A 16,893-nucleotide genomic window follows, 5' to 3' on the forward strand; every position below is an offset into this window, starting at 1 on the left:
CAGTATACTATATTAATTATTGATTGCTTCTTTTATCTCCGGCTTTGGCAAAAAGTCACCCACAAAATTCTCCATCACATTGTCGATGTTTAAATATTGCAAGGCATAATCGCGCGCATTATGCCTTTTGACTAATGCCCCCTCCGGATTTTCCTTAATCCTTAAAATTACATTAGCCAAAGCTTCATAACTTTCAGGTTCAATTATGTAACCCAAATCGTACTTATCAACCACATTGTACAAAGAAGTGCCCGGTGAACAAGTAACGATGCTTGTGCCCCCTACGGCCAAAATTGTGGTAAGTTTTGATGGCATAACCAAATCACCGGCGTTAGCCTTTTGCAACACGAGGTGAAAATCGCCAAGGTTTAAAAATTCATTAAATACCTCTTTATCCTGAACGGGTAGGAAATTTATGGAATTCAGGCCTTTCTCTTCAGCCATTTTTACAAGCTTATCTTTATAAGGCCCCGAACCGCAAATAATAAACTTAATATCAGATTCCTTCTTTAACAAATCGGCAGCATGTATCACATTCTCAAGACCTTGTTTCTCGCCTATAGCCCCTGAGTATAAAAAAATAAGATCAGTGTCCTGATATCCCCATTTGGATTTTAGTGACCCCCTGTTATCAACCGGATAAAAATAAGTTGTATCGGCCCAGTTAGGAAAAAAATGCACCGGCTTGTCAACCTTCACACTTACCTTATCCTTCATCCCTTCAGATATGGTACTCACAAAATCTGCCTTGGCTAAAATATCACGTTCTATAGTATATAATCTATCAATCAACTTGTTGCTTGATAACATTTGCAAATCCTGCGCGGCTTCAATTTGCAAATCCTGTATATGATAAAGCAGTTTTCCACCCTTATAATTTCTTATTAACAAGCCTAAATAAGCTAAATGGAAAGGTGGCGCTACAGTTATTATCAAATCAAATTTATTTGATGACAGTAGCATTTTAAACACAACCCATATTTTGAACAGCCAAAAAGACATGTCCTGAATCATACGTTTTTTACCAGTTGGGTTTTTGGGGATAAATGATGGGCAACGATATACAGTAACAGGCGCACCTTTTTCACCCATAACAATTACCTCCTTCTTATACCACCTGTTAGTATAAGGCGCCTGTACTTTCCAGTATGGATAGTATGGAAATGTTGTAATAACTGTACATTCATAACCCTGTTTTGAAAGCCATTCTATCATTTCGCCATTATACTTACCAATGCCTGTTGGCTCTGGTGAAAAGTTATGGCTTATTAACAGAATTTTTTCGTTTTTCATTAAGGCTGGTAGTATTTAATAATAATGCGCTTAAAGTCCAAATACACTATTATTTATAACAAATATAAAAAAACAATAATCTATTTGCAAACAATATAATCTATATGGAAAATCCATATCATATTTTCAATCAATTAATGATGTAATATAAGGCAGTATGGTAAGTAACATATCTAAGCTTGCCCCATGGTTCCACCAAAATTCATCGGAAACCCAGGATTTTCAGGTTGAATTTTAATACGACCATTTACCGCTTCAAACTTCTCTATATTGTCCTCTAAGGCCGAAAGCAGGCGTTTGGCATGCTCCGGTGTTAAGATTATTCGCGATTTAACTTTGGCTTTTGGTACACCCGGCATAACCCTAATGAAATCTAACACAAATTCAGCGTTTGAATGAGTTATGACAGCCAGATTTGAATATATGCCTTCTGCTATCTCTTCAGTTAACTCAATATTCAACTGATTTTCATTTGTCTCTTCCATGCTACTAAAATAGTAAAGCTATTGTAAAATTGTTATTAAAAATTAATCTCTTTTTAAAATTTAATAATACTGCAAAGCAAAAAGGCCATCCTGTTAACAGGATGGCCTTTTATTAATTTGACTAATAATTATTATGCTTCAGTATCTTCAGTTTTTGAAGCCATTAAGCGATCAAACTCCTCTTGAGAACCTACACGTATATTATCATATGCGCGTAAACCAGTTCCTGAAGGTATTAAGTGACCTACAATAACGTTCTCTTTCAAACCTAACATCTTATCGCGTTTACCTGCAATTGCAGCTTCGTTAAGTACTTTGGTAGTTTCCTGGAACGATGCAGCCGAGATGAACGACTTGGTGCCTAATGATGCACGGGTAATACCCTGAAGTATTGGGCTTGATGTTGCAGCAATAGCGTCACGTACTTCAACCAGTTGCTGGTCTTTACGTTTCAGCACAGAGTTTTCATCACGTAAACGACGTAAAGATACGATCTGTCCAGCTTTCAAGGTAGTAGAATCACCCGGTTCAACAACAACTTTTTTGTCGAATATATCGTCGTTCTCTAACATGAAATCCCAGCTATCAACAGATTCTCTCTCTAAGAAACGGGTATCTCCCGGATCTTCGATAGATACTTTTTGCATCATCTGGTGAACGATAACCTCAAAGTGCTTATCGTTAATTTTCACACCTTGCAAACGGTAAACCTCTTGTATACCATTTACTAAGTACTCTTGTACAGCTGCAGGGCCTTTAATAGCTAAAATATCGGCTGGTGATATCGAACCATCTGACAAAGGCATACCGGCTTTAACAAAGTCGTTATCCTGTACCAGGATGTGTTTAGATAATGGCACCAGGTATTTTTTAACCTGACCGTCACGCGATTCAATAGTGATCTCGCGGTTACCGCGTTTAACACCACCTAAGGTTACCACACCATCAATTTCGGTTACTACCGCAGGGTTTGATGGGTTACGTGCCTCGAATAACTCGGTTACACGTGGTAAACCACCAGTAATATCTCGGGTTTTACCGGTTGAACGAGGAATTTTAGCAATTACTTGTCCGGTTTGTATTTTCTCACCTTCTTCAATAGCAATGTGAGCGCCTACCGGGATGTTGTATCCTTTAATAACGTCGCCACCACGTTCTGCTATTTGAATAACAGGGTTTTTGGTTTTATCGCGTGTATCGATAATTACTTTCTCACGGTGACCGGTTTGCTCGTCAGATTCCTCACGGAAGGTAATACCTTCTAATACGGCATCAAACTTGGCAACACCTGCAAACTCAGAGATAATAACCGCGTTATACGGATCCCATGAACAAATACGCTCCCCTTTGGTAATGGTACTGCCATCTTTAATGTACAGGTACGAACCGTAAGGAATATTATTGGTCATGATAACCTTGTTGCTACCCGGCTCAATGATGCGGAACTCGCCCGAACGGCCTAATACCACATCAACAGCGCCATCTTCGGCAGTTTCAAAAGATACTGTACGTACGTTTTCAAACTCAATGATACCATCGTAACGTGCGTTGATTTGTGATTCAGCCGCAATGTTAGATGCGGTACCACCCACGTGGAAGGTACGAAGTGTTAACTGTGTACCTGGCTCACCAATTGATTGAGCTGCAATTACACCTACAGCTTCACCGGCCTGTACACGTTTACCTGTTGCCAGGTTACGTCCGTAACAAAGACCACACACGCCGCGCTTACTTTCGCAGGTTAATACCGAACGAATTTCGATACCTTCCAAAGGAGAGTTCTCAATACGTTTGGCAATTTCCTCATCAATGTCATGTCCGGCCGAAATCAACAGTTCGTTGGTTAACGGGTCAAACACATCATGTAAGGTAGTACGACCTAAGATACGGTCATATAATGGCTCTACAATATCCTCGTTGTCTTTTAGTGCAGTTGTATATATACCGCGTAAAGTTCCACAATCAGTTTCACCCACAATCATATCCTGGGCAACGTCATGTAAACGACGGGTTAAGTAACCAGCATCCGCAGTTTTCAAAGCCGTATCAGCCAAACCTTTACGGGCACCGTGGGTAGAGATAAAGTACTCTAATACCGACAGACCTTCTTTAAAGTTCGACAAGATCGGGTTTTCGATGATCTCACCACCCGAACCTGATTTTTGAGGTTTGGCCATCAAACCACGCATACCTGCAAGCTGACGAATTTGCTCCTTAGAACCACGAGCACCCGAATCCAACATCATGTAAACTGAGTTGAAGCCCTGGTTGTCGGTCGAAAGGATCTCCATTACATTCGCGGTTAAGCGGTTATTGATACGGGTCCAGATATCGATAATTTGGTTATAACGCTCGTTGTTGGTAATGAAACCCATGTTATAGTTGTTCATTACTTCTTCAACCTCGCGTGATGCTTGTGCAATCAGATCAACTTTTTGTGCCGGAATGTTAACATCCTGCAAGTTGAACGACAGACCACCCTGGAATGCCATTTTGAAACCTAATTCCTTAATATCATCAAGGAACTGGGCTGCACGAGCCATACCAGTATTTTTAACAACCTCACCAATAATATCACGAAGTGATTTTTTGGTCAACAGTTCGTTAATGTAACCAACCTCTTCAGGTACGTGCTGGTTAAACAGTACGCGGCCTACGGTAGTATCAATTATTTTAGTTACAATTTCGCCGTTACGCTCTTTAACTTTTCCTTTTACTTTGATGAAGGCGTGTAGGTCAACTTTTTTCTCGTTGTAGGCAATAATTACCTCCTCGGCCGAGTAGAATGTTAAACCTTGTCCTTTTACCACACGAGTTTCATCAGTTTTGCGGCCTTTAGTAATATAGTAAAGACCCAAAACCATATCCTGAGATGGTACTGTAATAGGTGTACCGTTTGCAGGGTTAAGGATGTTGTGCGAAGCAAGCATCAAAATTTGGGCTTCCAAAATTGCCGCGTTACCAAGAGGTACGTGAACGGCCATCTGGTCACCGTCAAAATCCGCGTTGAATGCCGTACAGGTTAGTGGGTGCAATTGAATTGCTTTACCTTCAACCAGTTTAGGCTGGAATGCCTGTATACCCAAACGGTGCAGCGTAGGCGCACGGTTAAGTAAAACAGGGTGACCTTTCAATACGTTCTCTAAAATATCCCAAACTAATGGGTCTTTGCGATCAACGATCTTTTTGGCAGATTTTACTGTTTTAACCACACCACGCTCAATCATCTTGCGAATGATAAATGGTTTAAACAGCTCGGCAGCCATATCTTTAGGTAAACCACACTCGTGTAGTTTAAGGTTAGGACCTACAACAATTACCGAACGGGCAGAGTAATCCACACGTTTACCTAATAAGTTTTGACGGAAACGGCCTTGTTTACCTTTCAGAATATCAGAAAGTGATTTAAGGGCACGGTTACCTTCAGTTTTTACCGCGTTAACTTTACGTGAGTTGTCAAATAACGAATCCACAGCTTCCTGAAGCATACGTTTTTCGTTACGTAAAATTACCTCTGGCGCTTTAATCTCGATCAAACGCTTTAAACGGTTGTTACGGATAATAACACGACGGTAAAGGTCATTCAAATCGGAAGTTGCGAAACGACCACCTTCCAGTGGTACTAACGGACGCAACTCTGGCGGAATAACCGGAACGATCTTCACGATCATCCACTCAGGGTTGTTATCGATACGGCTCTTAGCATCACGGAAAGCCTCAACAACTTGTAAGCGTTTTAAAGCTTCGTTTTTACGTTGTTGTGAAGTTTCGTTTGCTGCCTGGTGACGTAAATCGTATGATAACTGATCTAAGTCGATGCGTTTCAATAACTCTTCCAAAGCTTCGGCACCCATTTTGGCAACAAATTTCTGAGGATCTTTGTCGTCAAGGTATTGGTTCTCTTTAGGGAGAGTATCTAATACGTCCAGGTATTCTTCTTCAGTCAGGAAATCCATTTTAGAAATTCCGTCAGCTTCTTTAATACCTGCTTGTATAACTACGTAACGCTCGTAGTAAATAATTAAATCGAGTTTTTTGGTTGGTAAGCCCAGTAAGTAACCAATTTTGTTTGGTAACGAACGGAAGTACCAGATGTGTGCAACAGGAACCACCAAGTTGATGTGGCCCATACGCTCACGACGAACTTTCTTTTCGGTAACCTCAACACCACAACGGTCACACACGATGCCTTTATAACGGATACGTTTGTATTTACCGCAATGGCACTCGTAATCTTTTACCGGACCAAAAATCCGTTCACAAAATAAACCATCACGCTCGGGTTTGTAGGTCCGGTAGTTGATGGTTTCTGGTTTTAAAACTTCGCCACTTGAACGCTCCAGGATAGACTCGGGAGAGGCTAAACTGATGGTAATGGTGGTAAAGTTGCTTTTTATTTTACTATCCTTTTTGTAAGACATATTCTTCTTTTAATGATTTAGTGATGAGCACAGGCTCATTTTGCACATAAAAGTTAACAAAGGGTTGAATGTTACCATTCAACCCCTCACTAATCAATTCTATTATTCTAAGGTGATATCCAAACCTAAACCTCTTAACTCGTGAACCAATACGTTGAATGATTCAGGAACAGATGGCGTTGGTAAGTTTTCGCCTTTAACAATGGCTTCGTAAGTTTTAGCACGGCCAATAACATCATCCGATTTCACAGTAAGGATCTCTTGCAGAATGTTGGCAGCACCAAATGCTTCCAGTGCCCAAACCTCCATCTCACCAAAACGCTGACCACCAAACTGGGCTTTACCACCCAATGGTTGTTGTGTAATTAATGAGTATGGACCGATTGAACGTGCGTGCATCTTATCATCAACCATGTGACCCAGTTTAAGCATGTAAATAATACCTACTGTGGTTGGCTGGTCAAAGCGGTCGCCGGTTAAACCGTTGTACAGGTATGTACGGCCGGTTGGTGGCAAACCTGCTTTTTCAATCCATCCTTCTACTTCAGCGTATGTTGCACCGTCGAAAATAGGAGTAGCGAATTTAACACCAAGCTCTTTACCTGCCCAACCTAACACGGTTTCGTAGATCTGGCCCAAGTTCATACGCGAAGGTACACCCAGTGGGTTCAATACAATGTCAACCGGTGTTCCGTCAGCAAGGAATGGCATATCCTCGTCACGTACAATGCGCGCTACGATACCTTTGTTACCGTGGCGGCCGGCCATTTTATCACCCACTTTAAGCTTACGCTTTTTAGCGATGTATACTTTAGCCATTTGTACGATGCCTGATGGCAGCTCATCACCTACACTGATCGCAAATTTATCGCGACGATAAGCACCAAGCTCTTCGTTAACCTTAATACCGTAGTTATGTAGTAACAACTTGATCTGATCGTTTTTATCCTCATCAGTTGTCCACTTGGTTGGGTTAATATTTTCGTATGGAAGTTCTACCAGTGTTTTTTGGGTGAATTTAACACCTTTTGGTACCAGCAGCTCTTTGTAAACGTTAAATACACCTTGTGATGTTTTGCCATTCACTATCTCAAATAACTTATCAACCAAACGGTTTTTAAGATCCTTGATAGCCTTATCATGTTTAGCATCTAATTTTTCTAACTGTGCTTTTTCTTCAGCTTTCGAAGTCTTTTTAGCACGAGAAAATAATTTAGTATCGATAACCACACCAGCAATTGATGGCGGAGTTTTCAACGAAGCATCTTTTACGTCGCCGGCTTTGTCACCAAAGATGGCACGTAACAGTTTCTCTTCCGGTGAAGGATCTGACTCGCCTTTAGGGGTGATCTTACCGATCAAGATATCGCCTTCTTTAACCTCAGCACCAACACGGATAATGCCGTCTTCGTCAAGGTCTTTAGTGGCTTCTTCAGATACGTTAGGAATATCAGGTGTCAATTCCTCTTCACCACGTTTAGTATCACGAACTTCAAGCTCGAACTCCTCAACGTGAATTGAAGTGAAAATATCCTGTGATACCACACGCTCAGAAATTACGATCGCATCCTCAAAGTTGTATCCTTGCCAAGGCATGAATGCCACCTTCATGTTACGGCCTAAGGCCAGTTCACCGTTTTGAGTTGCATAACCCTCGCAAAGTACTTCACCTTTAGTAACCCTTTGACCTTTTTTAACAATAGGCTTAAGGTTCATGGTAGTGCTCTGGTTAGTTTTCTGGAACTTGATCAGGCGGTAACCTTTGGTATCGTCGTCAAATGAAACCAAACGGTCATCATCATTACGATCATAACGGATACGAATCTCGTTGGCGTCAACATATTCAACTACACCATCACCCTCGGCGTTAACCAGGGTACGGCTGTCTTTAGCTACACGCCCTTCCAAACCGGTACCTACAATTGGCGCTTCAGGGCGTAAAAGCGGCACGGCCTGGCGTTGCATGTTCGAACCCATCAACGCACGGTTAGCATCATCATGCTCCAAAAACGGAATCAACGAAGCTGCAATCGAGGTGATCTGGTTCGGCGCAATGTCCATATAATCCAAACGCTCAGGTTCGATGATCGGGAAGTCACCCTCGAAACGTGCTTTTACACGTGGAGTAGCAAACACACCGCTATCATCATAAACTGCGTTGGCCTGGCCAATAGTTTTACCATCTTCGTCCTCTGCCGATAAATAAATTACCGGCTCGTCAACTGCTACCACACCGTTATCCACACGTTTGTACGGAGTTTCGATGAAGCCTAAGCTATTGATCTTAGCGTGAACGCAAAGAGAAGAGATCAAACCGATGTTCGGACCTTCAGGAGTTTCAATGGTACACAAACGACCATAGTGGGTGTAATGCACGTCACGTACCTCAAAACCGGCACGCTCACGTGATAAACCACCAGGACCAAGCGCCGATAAACGGCGTTTGTGAGTGATCTCGGCCAATGGATTGGTTTGATCCATGAACTGAGATAACTGGTTGGTACCGAAGAACGAATTAATTACTGATGATAATGTACGCGCGTTGATCAGGTCGGTTGGTGTAAACACCTCGTTATCACGAATGTTCATACGCTCACGGATGGTACGGGCCATACGTGCTAAACCAACACCAAATTGTGCATACAATTGCTCACCTACCGTACGTACACGACGGTTTGATAAGTGGTCAATATCATCCACCTCAGCTTTAGAGTTGATCAGTTTAATTAAGTATTTAACAATGGCAATAATATCAGCCTTGGTTAATACTTTGATCTCGTCAGAGGTATCAAGCTTCAGTTTACGGTTGATGCGGTAACGGCCCACATCGCCCAGGTCATATCTTTTATCTGAGAAGAACAAACGGTCGATAATACCACGAGCAGTTTCCTCATCTGGTGGTTCGGCGTTACGTAACTGACGATAGATGTGCTCTACCGCTTCTTTCTCGGAGTTCGAAGTATCTTTCTGTAAAGTATTGTATATAATGGTATAATCACCGCTGGTAGAAGCATCTTCCTTGTTCAGGATAATGCTTTTTACACCTGCATCAATGATTTGCTCAATATTGTTATCATCCAGTACAGTTTCGCGCTCAAGGATAATCTCATTACGGTCGATTGATACCACTTCACCTGTATCTTCGTCCACAAAGTCTTCTACCCATTTTTTGAGCACCCTTGCAGCAAGTTTGCGGCCAACAAATTTCTTAAGGCCCGATTTGCTTACTTTTACCTCGTCGGCAAGTTCGAACAATTCTAAGATGTCCTTATCCGAATCGTAGCCGATGGCACGTAACAAGGTTGTAACCGGGAATTTCTTTTTACGGTCAATGTAAGCATACATAACGTTATTAACGTCGGTAGCAAACTCAATCCATGAACCTTTGAAAGGAATTACACGGGCTGAGTACAATTTAGTACCGTTGGTGTGGCGGCTTTGGCCAAAGAACACACCTGGCGAACGGTGTAACTGCGATACAATTACACGCTCGGCGCCATTGATTACGAATGTACCTTTTGGCGTCATGTAAGGGATAGTACCTAAATACACATCCTGAACAATGGTTTCAAAGTCTTCGTGCTCTTCATCATTACATGAAAGGCGAAGCTTTGCTTTTAAAGGCACACTGTAAGTTAAGCCACGGTCGATACACTCTTGTATATCGTAGCGGGGCGGGTCAATAAAGTAATCCAAAAACTCCAGAACGAAAATGTTACGAGAGTCTGAGATTGGAAAGTTTTCGGCAAACACTTTAAACAAGCCTTCCTTGTGACGGTTGTCTGAAGTGGTTTCGAGCTGGAAAAATTCCTGAAAAGATTTCAACTGAACATCCAGAAAGTCAGGATAGTCAAGGACGTGCCTGCTGGTTGCAAAGTTCACTCTTTGGTTATTTTTGTTTGCCAAGGGATTTATAATTTTAATATGTATTAAACTCTTATTGGTTTATTTAAAGTTGTTCCTGAACTTCAAACAAAAATGAAAACATTATAAACGGCAATAGACCCCGACCAAAAGATGGTCGGGGTCTTGATGCTTTTTAGCTTGTATGGAGAAACAATTACTTGATCTCAACAACAGCTCCGGCTTCTTCTAAAGATTTTTTCAATGATTCAGCTTCTGCTTTATCAACACCAGTTTTTAATTCTTTTGGTGCGCCGTCAACTAAATCTTTAGCTTCTTTCAAACCAAGACCTGTTAAGTCTTTAACTAATTTAACAACTGCTAATTTCTGACCACCTGCTTCTTTCAGGATAACGTCAAACGCAGTTTGCTCAGCAGCAGCAGCAGGTGCATCACCACCAGCAGCAGGAGCAGCAACAGCAACAGCTGCAGCAGCAGGCTCAATACCATACTCGTCTTTCAGGATCTGAGCTAATTCGTTAACTTCTTTTACTGTTAAGTTTACCAACTGTTCAGCAAACGCTTTTAAATCTGCCATGATTATTTAAATTTTACTTTTAATGCTTTTTGTTTAATTGCGACCTTAAGGTGTTCGCTTAACCTTCTCTTTCTTGTAATGTTTTTACCAAACCTGCAATTGTAGTTCCGCCCGATTGAAGAGCAGAAAGTACGTTTTTAGCAGGAGATTGCAGTAAGCCAATGATCTCGCCAACCAATTCTTCTTTCGATTTAAGGGTCAGTAACGCATCTAACTGGTTATCGCCAACAAAGGCTGCAGAGTATACGTAAGCTGCTTTTAAAACAGGCTTATCACCTTGTCTTCTTAAATCTTTAATCAGTTTAGCCGGAGCTTTTGCTGATTTAGAGAATAATATAGTTGATGCACCTTTAAGTGTATCAAATATTGGTTCGTAATCGCCTTCGGCTGCTAATAAAGCTTTTTTAATTAAGCTATTTTTAGCTACCTGCATGGTAATTTCGTTGTCAAAACATTTACGACGGATGTCGTTAATTTTAGCAACGGATAAATCTGCAGTATCAGTAATATAGAAATTACCATACTCTTTGATCTGCTCGGTTAGAGCTTCAACCAGTTCGTATTTTTCTTCTTTATTCATGATTAGATCCCCGCTACTGTTTTGGTTTCAACTTCAATTCCGCGAGACATAGTTGAAGAAACATGAATGCTCTTAAAATATGTGCCCTTTGCTGCTGATGGTTTTAATTTAGAGATAGTTTGCAATACTTCTAAAGCGTTCTCGTAAATTTTGTCAGCAGGGAAAGATACTTTTCCTATTGAGGCGTGAATGATACCTGTTTTGTCAACTTTAAAATCGATCTTGCCACCTTTTACGTCAGTTACAGCTTTACCCACTTCCGGAGTTACTGTACCTGATTTAGGGTTAGGCATAAGGTTACGCGGACCTAAAATACGGCCCAAACGTCCCACTTTAGCCATAACACTTGGCATGGTGATAATAATGTCAACATCAGTCCATCCGCCTTCGATTTTAGCTATGTAGTCATCCAAACCTACGTAATCTGCACCTGCGTCTTTTGCTTCTTGTTCCTTATCAGGAGTACAAAGCACCAAAACACGTACAGTTTTACCGGTTCCATGAGGTAAGGTGGCAATACCACGTACCATTTGATTGGCTTTACGCGGGTCAACACCTAAACGCACGTCAATATCAACAGATGCATCAAACTTGGTAGTAGTAATTTCTTTTACCAGGTTAGTTGCCTCTTGTAAAGAGTACGCTTTGTTAGCCTCAATTTTGGATAGTACTGCTTTTTGATTTTTTGTTAATCTAGCCACTGTCTTAAACTGATTTGTGTGTTAATTTTTTATCTCGAACATCAAATTTTCAATTTCGTATTTACCTTAGTAAATACTTGATCTCAACTTCGCTATCCGAAATGTTTGTTAATTCCAGGGTGCTGTACCAGATACGGTGATACCCATGCTGCGAGCAGTACCAGCAACCATTTTCATGGCCGACTCTACTGTGAATGCATTTAAGTCAGGCATTTTATCTTTGGCAATAGTTTCAACCTGTTCCCAATTTACATTGGCAACTTTTTTACGGTTTGGCTCAGCCGAACCACCTTTTAAACCGGCAGCTTCCAATAATTGAATAGCAACAGGAGGGGTTTTGATGATAAAATCAAATGACTTGTCGACATAAACAGTAATAACTACCGGCAACACTTTACCAGGCTTATCCTGAGTACGTGCATTGAATTGCTTGCAAAACTCCATGATGTTCACACCTTTTGCACCCAATGCAGGGCCAATTGGAGGTGATGGATTTGCAGCGCCACCCTTAACTTGTAGTTTTACTAACGCACCGACTTCTTTTGCCATCTTTAATAAAATTTAATGTACTTAATGTTAGTAAGTTGGAAGCTATGTAACATTTAGAACTGAATATAAAAAATTCAGCCCGCCAAAGATATGAACTTTACGGGCTGAATGCAAATATTATTTGTATTATTCTTTTTCTACCTGCATGTAGTTTAACTCGAGCGGAGTGCGGCGGCCAAATATTTTAACCATTACCTTCAACTTCTTCTTCTCTTCGTTAACCTCTTCTATCACGCCGCTAAAGCCGTTGAATGGTCCGTCCATTACTTTAACGTTTTCACCTACGTAATATGGTACGCTTGCGGTATCTGCCTGTGCAGCCATTTCATCAACCTTACCTAATATACGGTTAACTTCGGCCTGGCGTAAAGGAATTGCATTACCAGCTTTATCGCCCAGAAAACCAATTACGCTGTTGATGTTTTTGATAATATGTTCAAGCTCGCCATCAAGGGCGGCTTCAACCATTACATATCCGGGAAAGTAGTTACGCTCTTTGGCAATTTTCTTACCATCGCGCATTTGATAATATTTTTCGGTTGGAATTAACACCTGAGGCATTAAATGAGATATACCTAAACGGTTAACCTCAGCATCAATGTATTGCTTAACCTTTTTTTCTTTACCGCTTACGGCCCTAACAACATACCATTTTAATTGATCACTCATCTCTTATCGTTAAATTAAGCAAGTGAACTATAAAACAGTCTCAATACGTAACCGATGATCTGATCCATACCAAATACAAGAAACGCGATAATTAAGGCAGCTACCAATACCAGTACAGCGCTGCTTTGCAGTTCGCGCCAGGTTGGCCAGGTTACCTTTTCGGTTAACTCGATGTATGATTCTTTAATATATTCAGCTACTGCAGACATTTGTATGAATTACTTAAGTGCACGGGAACAAGGATTCGAACCCTGATCAAAGGTTTTGGAGACCTCTATTCTACCGTTGAACTATTCCCGTGTATGAATTTAATTTTTAAAACAAAGTACCCGGCTTTTACGCCAAGTACTTTGTTTATAAATTAACCTAACCTTTGTGTTTCTTTTTACAGAAATGTGGGGTAGGTCTTATTTTAAGATTTCAGTTACCTGACCAGCACCTACTGTACGACCACCCTCGCGGATAGCGAAACGTAAACCTTTTTCCATTGCGATAGCGTTGATTAATGCTACTTGGATAGTAACGTTATCACCTGGCATAACCATTTCTACGCCTTCTGCTAATGAAATTTCACCGGTAACGTCAGTGGTACGGAAGTAAAATTGTGGACGGTATTTGTTGAAGAATGGAGTGTGACGGCCACCTTCAGCTTTTGATAATACGTAAACTTCTGCTTTGAAATCAGTGTGTGGAGTTACTGAACCTGGTTTACAAATAACCATACCACGACGGATGGCTTCTTTCTCAATACCACGTAACAATAAACCTACGTTATCACCAGCTTCACCACGGTCAAGGATCTTGCGGAACATCTCAACACCAGTAACAACTGATTTTAAGTTTTCAGCACCCATACCTAAGATGTCTACTTGATCACCAGAGTTGATTACACCACGCTCGATACGACCAGTTGCTACAGTACCACGACCAGTGATCGAGAATACGTCCTCAACAGGCATCAAGAAAGGTAAATCAGTTAAACGTGGAGGAATTGGAATGTAGCTATCAACAGCTTCCATTAATTCCATAATTTTTTCAACCCATTTAGGCTCTGCGTTTAAGCCACCTAAAGCTGAACCTTGGATTACAGGAATATCATCACCAGGGAAATCATAGAAAGAAAGTAATTCACGTACTTCCATTTCAACTAATTCCAATAATTCTGGATCGTCAACCATGTCAACTTTGTTCATGAACACAACCAATGAAGGTACACCTACCTGGCGGGCAAGAAGGATGTGTTCGCGAGTTTGAGGCATTGGACCGTCAGTTGCAGCAACAACGATGATAGCACCGTCCATTTGAGCAGCACCAGTAACCATGTTTTTCACGTAATCCGCGTGACCTGGACAGTCAACGTGAGCGTAGTGACGGTTAGCAGTTGAGTACTCAACGTGAGCTGTATTGATGGTAATACCGCGTTCTTTTTCTTCAGGAGCAGAGTCAATTGAATCAAATGAACGAGCTTCTGAGAAACCTTTATCAGATAATACTTTCGTAATAGCTGCGGTAAGGGTTGTTTTACCGTGGTCAACGTGACCGATAGTACCGATGTTTAAGTGCGGCTTACTGCGGTCAAACTTTTCTTTTGCCATGATTTATAAAATGTTTGTAGGTTAATTTACTTTTTAAAATAACGTTAAAAACGTTGAGCCAACGAAGGGATTTGAACCCTTGGCCTCTTCCTTACCAAGGAAGTGCTCTACCCCTGAGCTACGTCGGCTTGTTATTCTTTAATTTCGGATTGGGGATTTTCAATTTCGAATTTAGTTCAAAATCTATTGCCGCTACCCTTGCTCAAACGTCCGAAATCGAAATTCTGAAATCCGACATTTAATGAGCGGAAGACGAGGTTCGAACTCGCGACCTATAGCTTGGAAGGCTATCGCTCTACCAACTGAGCTACTTCCGCAGTTTGCACAAAGAGTGAATTAATGAAGGGGTGAACTTTGCGAACAAGATAAATCTTAATCACTCATTCACTCAATCAACAATTCACTCATTGACTAACTTAATTTGTGGAGAGGGAAGGATTCGAACCTTCGTAGCCGAAGCAGCGGATTTACAGTCCGCCCCATTTGACCGCTCTGGTACCTCTCCAAAACTTTTAAAATTCAAGCTTTGCTTATCGCTTAAACGGGGTGCAAATATACATCCTATTTTAACTTTACAAAGTTTTATTTTAAAACTTTGAGCCCCCTATCGGAATCGAACCAATGACCTACTGATTACAAGTCAGTTGCTCTACCAGCTGAGCTAAGGAGGCTTATTTTTTTATGTGTTAAAGAACCGTTTCCCTTGTGTTGACTACCTCTCCAAAAGGGAATGCAAATCTACACAAATTTACTCCCGTGCAAAATATTTTTTCAAAAAAAATGAGCAGGCTGTAAACCTGCTCATTTTTTTGTTCATATCATGTTGATTTTCAATATTCATCCTCTTCAATTGCCAACGGATCAACCTTACGCGCTGCCTCAGTTATGGCAGTTTGTTTTTGCTTATGCTTCTGAATTTGTTTGCGCAAGCTCTCGATTGCAAGGTCGGTACCCTCTTCAAACGTTTTGCATTGATGACTTGCAAACAACTGGTTGCCCGGGGTAAGCAATTTTATTTCCGTTATCTTGTTAGCTTCTTCGCCGGTGTTCTCCAATTTTAAATACACCTCTCCGCTAATTATATTATCACTAAACTGTTCCAGTTTGTCGGCTTTTTTCTGGATAAAATCAATAAGTTTCTTGTCTGCACTAAAATGAATCGCCTGAACAGTAATTTTCATATGTTCCTCCTTGTTAATTAGCCTTTGGATGGGCTTGTTTATAAATAGATTTAAGTCGTTCAACTGAATTATGGGTGTACACCTGCGTAGCACTTAAACTGGCGTGGCCCAACAAATCTTTAATAGCGTTAAGATCAGCACCTTTGTTTAATAAACTTGTGGCAAATGTATGCCGCAGCACGTGCGGGCTTTTTTTATTTTGGGTTGATATGTAGTTCAAATATTTTTGCACAATTAAATAAACCATTTTAGGATAAGCATCGGCTCCCTTATTTGTAACGATTAATTTTAACGAATTGTTAGCAAAAATTTCATTTTTCTTTAACGTACTGTATTTCAGCAATAATTGCTTTAGTTCTTTATTAAGTGGTATTATGCGTTGCTTATTGCGCTTGCCCAACACTTTTACAGTGCCCTCGTAAGTATCGATGTCGGCATCTATTATTCCCAACAGTTCGGCCAGGCGCATACCGGTTCCAAACAGCAGTTCGATAATGAGTTTATCGCGCACGCCGGCAAAATCTTCGCTAAAAATATCGTTGTTATCCAACAAGCGCGAGAGCTTCTCCTCATCAACCACTACGGGCAATTGCTTGGATGCCTTAGGTGTTTGTACACGCGCGGTAGGTGTAGCTGTTATATGCTGTCCCTGTAATAAGAATTTAAAATATTTGCGCAGCGTTGCAATTTTGCGGTTAATGGACCGACCTGTAATATCGGCGTTCATCAATTCCACCATCCAGTTGCGGATGTGGTGATGGGTAACTTCGCTGGGGTGATGAATAACCACCTCGGGGTGGTTTAAAAAAGTATAGAACTGAGCCAGGTCTGACTCATAAGCAGCAACGGTATGCAGCGAGTACCGCTTCTCGTATTTAATATAGGATATAAACTGCTCTAAAAACATAAAAACTATTTGAACAATGCCGAAAAGGCAAAGTACAAATAGTTTTAATATATCAAAACAGGAAGTTTAAA

The 16,893-nt window shown here is 41.0% G+C and carries 13 protein-coding genes and 5 tRNA genes; all 18 read right to left on the bottom strand.

Going from position 1 to position 16,893, the window contains the following annotated elements; genetic code table 11:
* Positions 1–12: 12 nt before the first annotated feature.
* Positions 13–1,293, bottom strand: a complete 1,281-nt coding sequence (locus QE417_RS08390; protein WP_311949252.1) for a WcaI family glycosyltransferase — start codon at positions 1,291–1,293, stop codon at positions 13–15.
* A gap of 173 nt (positions 1,294–1,466) precedes the next feature.
* A complete protein-coding gene (locus QE417_RS08395; RefSeq protein ID WP_311949253.1) occupies positions 1,467–1,778 on the bottom strand; it encodes a DUF3467 domain-containing protein in 312 nt (103 codons plus the stop codon).
* Positions 1,779–1,909: 131 nt separating this feature from the next.
* Positions 1,910–6,199: a DNA-directed RNA polymerase subunit beta' gene (gene rpoC, locus QE417_RS08400; protein ID WP_311949255.1), complete on the bottom strand. Its 4,290-nt coding sequence runs from the start codon at positions 6,197–6,199 to the stop codon at positions 1,910–1,912.
* Between the two features lie 102 nt (positions 6,200–6,301).
* Positions 6,302–10,105: a DNA-directed RNA polymerase subunit beta gene (rpoB, locus tag QE417_RS08405; RefSeq protein ID WP_311949257.1), complete on the bottom strand. Its 3,804-nt coding sequence runs from the start codon at positions 10,103–10,105 to the stop codon at positions 6,302–6,304.
* A 154-nt stretch (positions 10,106–10,259) separates the two neighbouring features.
* The gene (gene rplL, locus QE417_RS08410) at positions 10,260–10,640 is read right to left on the bottom strand and encodes a 50S ribosomal protein L7/L12 (protein ID WP_311949259.1); all 381 of its coding nucleotides are present in this window, start codon (positions 10,638–10,640) and stop codon (positions 10,260–10,262) included.
* A gap of 58 nt (positions 10,641–10,698) precedes the next feature.
* Positions 10,699–11,220, bottom strand: coding sequence for a 50S ribosomal protein L10 (gene rplJ / locus QE417_RS08415; protein WP_311949261.1), 522 nt, complete (start codon positions 11,218–11,220; stop codon positions 10,699–10,701).
* Positions 11,221–11,222: 2 nt separating this feature from the next.
* The gene (rplA, locus tag QE417_RS08420) at positions 11,223–11,921 is read right to left on the bottom strand and encodes a 50S ribosomal protein L1 (protein WP_311949263.1); all 699 of its coding nucleotides are present in this window, start codon (positions 11,919–11,921) and stop codon (positions 11,223–11,225) included.
* Positions 11,922–12,029: 108 nt separating this feature from the next.
* A complete protein-coding gene (gene rplK / locus QE417_RS08425; protein ID WP_311949265.1) occupies positions 12,030–12,470 on the bottom strand; it encodes a 50S ribosomal protein L11 in 441 nt (146 codons plus the stop codon).
* Positions 12,471–12,596: 126 nt separating this feature from the next.
* Positions 12,597–13,139 (bottom strand): transcription termination/antitermination protein NusG, encoded by a 543-nt coding sequence (gene nusG / locus QE417_RS08430; RefSeq protein WP_311949267.1) that lies wholly within the window; start codon positions 13,137–13,139, stop codon positions 12,597–12,599.
* 14 nt (positions 13,140–13,153) lie between these two features.
* Positions 13,154–13,348: a preprotein translocase subunit SecE gene (gene secE, locus QE417_RS08435; RefSeq protein WP_311949269.1), complete on the bottom strand. Its 195-nt coding sequence runs from the start codon at positions 13,346–13,348 to the stop codon at positions 13,154–13,156.
* Between the two features lie 20 nt (positions 13,349–13,368).
* Positions 13,369–13,439, bottom strand: a tRNA-Trp gene (locus QE417_RS08440).
* A gap of 107 nt (positions 13,440–13,546) precedes the next feature.
* Positions 13,547–14,734 (bottom strand): elongation factor Tu, encoded by a 1,188-nt coding sequence (gene tuf / locus QE417_RS08445; protein WP_311949271.1) that lies wholly within the window; start codon positions 14,732–14,734, stop codon positions 13,547–13,549.
* A 56-nt stretch (positions 14,735–14,790) separates the two neighbouring features.
* Positions 14,791–14,862 (bottom strand) — tRNA-Thr (locus QE417_RS08450).
* A gap of 116 nt (positions 14,863–14,978) precedes the next feature.
* Positions 14,979–15,051 (bottom strand) — tRNA-Gly (locus QE417_RS08455).
* A gap of 107 nt (positions 15,052–15,158) precedes the next feature.
* A tRNA-Tyr gene (locus QE417_RS08460) sits at positions 15,159–15,239 on the bottom strand.
* A gap of 93 nt (positions 15,240–15,332) precedes the next feature.
* Positions 15,333–15,405: transfer RNA gene (locus tag QE417_RS08465), tRNA-Thr, on the bottom strand.
* A 159-nt stretch (positions 15,406–15,564) separates the two neighbouring features.
* Positions 15,565–15,915 (bottom strand): ribosome hibernation-promoting factor, HPF/YfiA family, encoded by a 351-nt coding sequence (hpf, locus tag QE417_RS08470; protein WP_311949273.1) that lies wholly within the window; start codon positions 15,913–15,915, stop codon positions 15,565–15,567.
* Between the two features lie 13 nt (positions 15,916–15,928).
* Entirely contained in the window at positions 15,929–16,822 is an 894-nt protein-coding gene (locus QE417_RS08475; RefSeq protein ID WP_311949275.1) for a tyrosine-type recombinase/integrase, read from the bottom strand.
* Positions 16,823–16,893 lie beyond the last annotated feature (71 nt).

The organism is Mucilaginibacter terrae (genome assembly GCF_031951985.1).
In the GTDB taxonomy this organism is placed as follows: domain Bacteria; phylum Bacteroidota; class Bacteroidia; order Sphingobacteriales; family Sphingobacteriaceae; genus Mucilaginibacter; species Mucilaginibacter terrae_A.

What these genes read in the sequence shown, in the direction of transcription:
- QE417_RS08390 (WP_311949252.1), bottom strand. Translation starts at nt 1,293, where the DNA reads ATGAAAAACGAAAAAATTCTGTTAATAAGCCATAACTTTTCACCAGAG.
- QE417_RS08395 (WP_311949253.1), bottom strand. Translation starts at nt 1,778, where the DNA reads ATGGAAGAGACAAATGAAAATCAGTTGAATATTGAGTTAACTGAAGAG.
- rpoC (WP_311949255.1), bottom strand. Translation starts at nt 6,199, where the DNA reads ATGTCTTACAAAAAGGATAGTAAAATAAAAAGCAACTTTACCACCATT.
- rplL (WP_311949259.1), bottom strand. Translation starts at nt 10,640, where the DNA reads ATGGCAGATTTAAAAGCGTTTGCTGAACAGTTGGTAAACTTAACAGTA.
- rplJ (WP_311949261.1), bottom strand. Translation starts at nt 11,220, where the DNA reads ATGAATAAAGAAGAAAAATACGAACTGGTTGAAGCTCTAACCGAGCAG.
- rplK (WP_311949265.1), bottom strand. Translation starts at nt 12,470, where the DNA reads ATGGCAAAAGAAGTCGGTGCGTTAGTAAAACTACAAGTTAAGGGTGGC.
- nusG (WP_311949267.1), bottom strand. Translation starts at nt 13,139, where the DNA reads ATGAGTGATCAATTAAAATGGTATGTTGTTAGGGCCGTAAGCGGTAAA.
- secE (WP_311949269.1), bottom strand. Translation starts at nt 13,348, where the DNA reads ATGTCTGCAGTAGCTGAATATATTAAAGAATCATACATCGAGTTAACC.
- tuf (WP_311949271.1), bottom strand. Translation starts at nt 14,734, where the DNA reads ATGGCAAAAGAAAAGTTTGACCGCAGTAAGCCGCACTTAAACATCGGT.
- hpf (WP_311949273.1), bottom strand. Translation starts at nt 15,915, where the DNA reads ATGAAAATTACTGTTCAGGCGATTCATTTTAGTGCAGACAAGAAACTT.
- QE417_RS08475 (WP_311949275.1), bottom strand. Translation starts at nt 16,822, where the DNA reads ATGTTTTTAGAGCAGTTTATATCCTATATTAAATACGAGAAGCGGTAC.